Source organism: Streptomyces sp. NPDC005899, assembly GCF_040629645.1.
Taxonomy (GTDB): Bacteria; Actinomycetota; Actinomycetes; order Streptomycetales; family Streptomycetaceae; genus Streptomyces.
Genome location: NZ_JBEXWB010000376.1, coordinates 1 through 5,794 on the forward strand (window position 1 = coordinate 1; position 5,794 = coordinate 5,794).

Here is a 5,794-nt window from a genome sequence, read left to right on the forward strand (position 1 = left end):
GGGGTTCCCGGGGCGGGCCGGCGGGGGTCGGGGCCCCCGGGGGCGGGCCCGCCCCCGTGGCGGGGGGAGGTCGGGAAGCCCTCGTGGCGCGAGGGCGCCGGGAGGCCGTCCTGCGGGGCGAGGTGGGACCGGCCCGGCTCGGCGAACCGGCGGCCTCTGTCGCTCACCAGCGTCGGAGGTGTGCGGCGCGGCAGCGGGGCCGGTCCGGCGGGGCGCATGGGGCGGACTTCCGCCAGGCGCCCGCCCGCCTGGTCGACGGCCTGCTGGTGCTGCTCCTGGTCGGGGTCCCGGCGCAGGTCGCGGGCGCGGAAGATGCCCCCGCGCTCGCTCTCGGTGTCCTCCAGGTCCGACACCCCGTCGAGGACGGGGGCCAGCGCCGGGTCGAGCGCCCTGTCGAGCGCCGGGTCGTCGAGCCCGAGCCCGCTGACCGGGCCCTCGAGTTCGACGGGGCCGTCGAGCACCGAGGGATCCGTGAGTCCGGTCGGCACCGGGGAGAGCCCTGACGGCCTGCCCGCACCGTCCGTCACCGCGTCACGTCGGGCCTTGCCGGGCCCGGCCGCGTCGGTGCCCGGCCGGCCGCCGCCGATCGCCTTGTCGGCCCGGCGGTCGAGACGGAAGCCGGTGCCGTGGGTGTCGGGGGCGTCGGTGAGAAGCTGCGCGGGGAGGAAGACGACGGCGGTCGTGCCTCCGTACGGCGAGGTCTGCAGCGACACCCTGACGTTCTGCCGCTGCGCGAGCCGGCTGACCACGAAGAGGCCGAGCCGGTCGGTGTCGGAGAGCTCGAACTCGGGGGTCTCCGCGAGACGCAGGTTGGCGTCCAGCAGGACCTCCGGCGCCATTCCGAGGCCCCGGTCGTGGATCTCCAGGGTGAAGCCGTTGGCCACGCGTTCGCCGTGCACCTGGACCGCGGTGTGCGGGGGCGAGAACACGGTGGCGTTCTCCAGCAGTTCGGCGATCAGGTGGGTGAGGTCGGCCACGGCGGGGCCGCCCACGCCGATCCTGGGCAGGCGGCGGACCTCGATGCGCTCGTAGTCCTCCACCTCGGCGACCGCCGCGCGTACGACGTCCATCAGCTGGATGGGCTTGCGCCACTGGCGGGACGGCGCCGCGCCCGAGAGGATCACGAGGCCTTCGGCGTGGCGCCGCATGCGGGTGGTGAGGTGGTCGAGGCGGAAGAGGTCGGCCAGTTCGTCGCTGTTCTCGGTGCGGCGCTCCATGGTGTCCAGGAGGGTCAGCTGGCGGTGCAGGAGCACCTGGTTGCGCCGGGCCAGGTTGACGAAGACCTCGGAGACACCGCGGCGCATGTCGGCCTGCTTGACCGCGGCCTCGACGGCTGCCCGCTGGAGGGTGTTGAGGGCCTGCCCGACCTGGCCGATCTCGTCCCGTCCGTACTGGAGGTGCGGGGCCTCGGTCTCGACGTCGACCTGCTCGCCCGCGGCCAGCCGGCGCATCACGCTGGGCAGCCGGACCCCGGACACCTCGTGCGCGTCCTTGCGCAGCCGTGAGAGGTCGCGGGCGAGTTCGCGTCCCACCCGCACGGAGACGAAGACGGACACCAGCAGGGCGACGAATCCCAGGACCCCGGCGACGCCGGCCTTCATCAGGACGCGGTATCCGGCGGGTTCGGCCCGGTCCTGGAAGCGGTTCGACATCTCGGTGCTGTCGTTGGCCAGGTGGTCCAGGACCGGGAGGGCGACGTCCTGCCAGCGTGCGGCGTCGACGGCGCCCGGCCTCTTGAACGGCCCGGCCGTGATGAGCTGTCGCTCGGCGGTGCGCAGCGGTTCGGTGTCGGGGCTGTCCCAGTACCGCTCCATGCGCGTGCGCTCGGATCCCGGCAGGAGTTCGAGGTTGACCTCGTAGAGGAGGGCGCGGCCGGCCGCGAGGTCGGAGACCGCTCGCAGTTCGGGGGCGCCCAGGCGTCCCGCGACGAGCCCGGAGGTGACCAGCGCGTCCTCTCGGGAGAGCATCTCCCGGGCGCGGGAGACGCCGACCAGGGCCCGGACCTGCTTGTCCATCGACACGTTCTCCCGTGTGTGGAGACCGTTCAGGAAGCGGTAGCAGGGGTCGACGAGGCCGTTGTAGAAGTCGAGCGCCCTGGTGCGGTCGACGGTGCGCTTCTCCACGGACTCGCGCAGCGCGTCGAGTCCGTCGATCTCGCCGAGGATGGAGTCGAGCCGCGATTCGGCGTCGGGACTCAGCGCGTCCCGGACGTCCTCGCGCTGGGCGCTGCGGCGGACGTCCGCGACCACCCGGTCGGTGGCCGCGCGTTGCCGGCGCAGGAGGGGAAGGGCGTCGGAGGCCCTGGGGTCGGCGAGGAAGACGAGTGTCTGACGGCGTTCGCCCTGTACGGCGCGGACGGTGTCCTCCAGCGGGTGGCCCACCTTCTCCACGATGGCGCTCGCGCTGATCAGTTCACCGGCTTCGCGCCCGGTGATGTAGGTCGCGAAGACCCACAGACCCGTGAGGGAGAGGAGCGGCACCAGGAGCAACGCCACGATCTTCCTGCGGATGGACTTCCCGCGAAAGCGCATGGCCTCCCCCAGCTCGACCCCGCACCGCGGGGGTGGTTGTTCCGGTGCTCCGGCGGTGGTCCACCGAAGGTCCGTCGGTGTTCCGTCAACAAACGGCGCGAGCCTACTACTGACCTGCAACCAACTCGAAGGCGTGTCCGGGCGGTTTTCGGTCGCACGTCGAGTCGCCAGCACCCAGTTGTCCAGGTATTCCCTGCGAAGAAGTTCGCGAAAGCGACAGGTAACACCTGCTGTCGGGCCGTATACCCACATCGGTCACTTGGCTGGAACTCTTCGCTCCGCAGTCGTTCGGGGCCGATTGCGGACGTTCGCGGGAATCTTCACCGCCCTGTGTTCGTCCAGATGTACGGGGGCAGGGGGACATGAAGGGGCTCGCACGGCACGGCCGGCAGGCACCACTCGCGTAGAACGGGTGCGGGCGGGGCAGCCACCCTTCGGTCCGACAGCGGTGGGGAGTTGAGGTCCTTGGAGACGGACGAGCGGCGAGGTGCGGTGCCGACGGCAGCCGGGGCGCAGGGACGGGCGGGCGGGGCGTACATCCCCCGGCAGCTGTGGGTCGAGGAGCCGGCCGAGCGGCGGCGGATGCCGGATCCGGTGCGGACCGCCGCCGTGCGGGCCGTACTCATCATGTCCCTGACGCTCATTCAGGCCATGGTGGCGTTCCTCTGCACGCTGGCGGGCTCGTGGCTCGCCTTTCCCCTGGTGATCGGGGGCGTGGCCGGCACGGTCGTGGCCACCTGGTCGGTCCTGGACGTGTGGGTCACCCGCCAGGTGTGGAACCAGCGCCACGGGGTGGTCTCGGTGCCCAGCAGCACGGCGCGCCGGATGCGCCGCGAGCGGCGGGCCGCCAAGCGGGCGGCCAGGGCCCGGGGCCGCAGGGAGGCACGGATACGCCGCCGGGGGGCGGGCGGGCTCTCCCGGGCCTGAGCCCGCCCGGTGGGCGCGGCGGCGGTACGGGACTGCGGCGGTACGTGGCAGTGGCGGACGGGACGGTGGCGGACGGGACGGTGGCGGTGCCCGGCCGTGGCGGTGAGGCCGGCGGCCGCGCCGTCCCGGTGCGTGCGCCGGCCTCCCGCGTTGTTCACCCCTGCCGGGCCGGTCCCGACGGAGCTTCTCCGCCGCGTGCGTCAGTCTCCGTGCGCGACCGCGGCACCTGCGGGCCGCCCTCGGCGTCCGTCGCGGGCACGGACCGCCGGAACACACGGGTCGCCGTGATCTCGCCGTGGACGGTCTCCGCTTCGGGATCCTGCTGCGGAAGCCCGGGACGCAGGTGTTCCTCCACGCTGATGTACTTCAGCCCGGCCCGCAGATCCGCGTCGTTGCGGAGCCGGATGACCAGCGGGAACTCAGCGAGCGCCGTGGTGTCGAAGAGGCCCGTCGTGTAGAGGAGCTGCACTCCCAGCGCGTCGGAGACGGCCCGCTGGAGCTCCAGCAGGTAGGTGGCGTTGGCCCGGCCGATGGGGTTGTCGAGGAAGAGGGTCCCCGCGTGCCGGTGCCGGTCGCGCCCCCGGTCGTTGCTGCGCAGGGCAGCCATCGTGCAGTAGAGGGCGATGGCCGCGGTGAGGAGCTGGCCGCCGGAGAAGACGTCTCCCATCTGTCCGACCGGGACCCGTTCGGCGCGCAGCACGGCGTCCGGCTTGAGGATCTCCACGGCGATGCCCTTGGGCTCCAGGGCCGCCTGGACCCCCCTGAGCAGCAGGGACATGCCGTCCCGGCGCAGGTCGGAGTTCTTCTTGAGGGCCGCGTGGGTGGCTTCGTCGACGACCTCGCCGAGCCGTTCGGTCAGGGTCGCCTGGTCGGGTTCCTCGAAGCGGATCCGGAGGAACTCCTGGCCGGACCATTCGCCCAGGCCCTCGGGGAGCTGGGACAGGCGCTGGGCGGAGCGCAGGGTGGTGAGGGCGGACTCCACCAGGCCGCGCAGGCGGTCGACGATGGAGTCGCGGTTGCGTTCCAGCTGGGCGAGTTCGTCCGTCAGCACGCGCAGCCGGGGGGCGAAGGCGGTGGCCCACTTCTCCGCGTGGTCGGGCAGGGCGGCCGCCGGAAGTTCCCGGATCTGCTGACGGGCGGGCGTCCTGACCTGTTCGTAGCGGGTGGAGTTGGCGTGCCGCACCAGCACGTCGCTCGCCTCCCTCACGGCGCTCTCCGCCGCCGAGAGCTCGGTGGTGCAGCCGCGCAGTGAGCGCCGGGCCTCGGCGGCGGACTGCCTGGCCTCGTCGAGGCTGCCGGTGTACGGGCCCGGGGCCTCGGTCTCGTCGTCGGTGCCGTGGTCCCTGAGCAGGTCGCGCAGGAGTGCGGCGGTCTCGTCGAAGCCGCTCGCCGAGTCCTCGGCGGTCCGGTGGGCGCGCAGCAGGCCGGTGTGGGCGGCGCGGGCGGTGTCCAGCGCCTCGGTGGCGGTGGCCAGCCGGGCGGTGGCCGCGCGGAGCAGGGTCTGGGCGTGATCGGCGTCGGCCGGGACGAGTTCTTCGGGAAGCTCGGTGTGGTGCGGCGCGTCGTCGGCCGGCGCGAGCCGCTCGGCCTCCCCGCGCAGCCTGCCGAGCTGCTCGCTCGCCGTCGACGCCCGCGTCTCCAGGAGCTGGACGAAGGTCTCGGCACGCGCCGCGGCGGCCTGGCGTGAGGGTCCGTCGGCGCCGTCCGTGCTCTCCAGGAGCTGGGCGGCCCGCGTACGGACCTTGTTGGTGAGGCGGTCCAGCTCGGCCAGCGCGGCACTCTCGTCGCTCTCGGCCCTGGCCTGCTCGGCGCGCAGGTCGGCGCCGACCCCGACCTTCTCGTACAGCTGGGAGGCGGCCCGGTAGGCCTCGCGCAGCGCGGGGAGCGAGGTGCGTGCCCTCCCGGCCGCCGGTTCCGGAAGGACCTCCGCGACGCCGGCGATCTCGGCGCGCTCCGCCCGCAGGGCGCGGGCAGTGCGATGTGCGTCGTCCGCCGCGCGCTGGGCGGCCCTGCGGTCCTCGTCCGCTGCGCGCGCACGCTCCAGACAGGCCGTGGCCCGGGCTTCCGACTCGGCCGCCTCGTCGGTCAGTTCGCGCAGCCGGGCCTGCCAGGCCGCCCGGTCACGCAGGCGGTGGGCGAGGCCGGCGAGCGCGTCGGCGGTGCGCCGGGCCCGCTGGGCGGCCTCCTGCCGCTCCTCCCGCACGCGCGTGGCGTCGGCGGCCGCCTCGTCGGCCTCGGCGCGGACGGTACGGGCCTCGGCGAGGACGGCTTCGGCGGTCTCGGCGGCAGCGCGGGCGGCGCGTGCGGTCTCGCCGAGCTCCGCGAGGCTGCGGGGC

The 5,794-nt window shown here is 74.1% G+C and carries 2 protein-coding genes and 1 pseudogene; 1 reads left to right on the forward strand and 2 read right to left on the reverse strand.

Annotated elements, in window-relative coordinates:
- A partial coding sequence (locus tag ABZ371_RS28020) for a nitrate- and nitrite sensing domain-containing protein (protein ID WP_358684614.1) occupies positions 1-2,531 on the reverse strand: 2,531 nt, incomplete at its 3' end.
- A 492-nt stretch (positions 2,532-3,023) separates the two neighbouring features.
- Between ABZ371_RS28020 and ABZ371_RS28025 the strand changes: the two genes are divergently transcribed.
- The gene (locus ABZ371_RS28025) at positions 3,024-3,458 is read left to right on the forward strand and encodes a hypothetical protein (protein ID WP_358684616.1); all 435 of its coding nucleotides are present in this window, start codon (positions 3,024-3,026) and stop codon (positions 3,456-3,458) included.
- 154 nt (positions 3,459-3,612) lie between these two features.
- On the opposite strand, the pseudogene ABZ371_RS28030 reads toward ABZ371_RS28025, so the two are convergent.
- A pseudogene (locus ABZ371_RS28030) lies at positions 3,613-5,794 on the reverse strand (hypothetical protein); the annotation flags it as partial.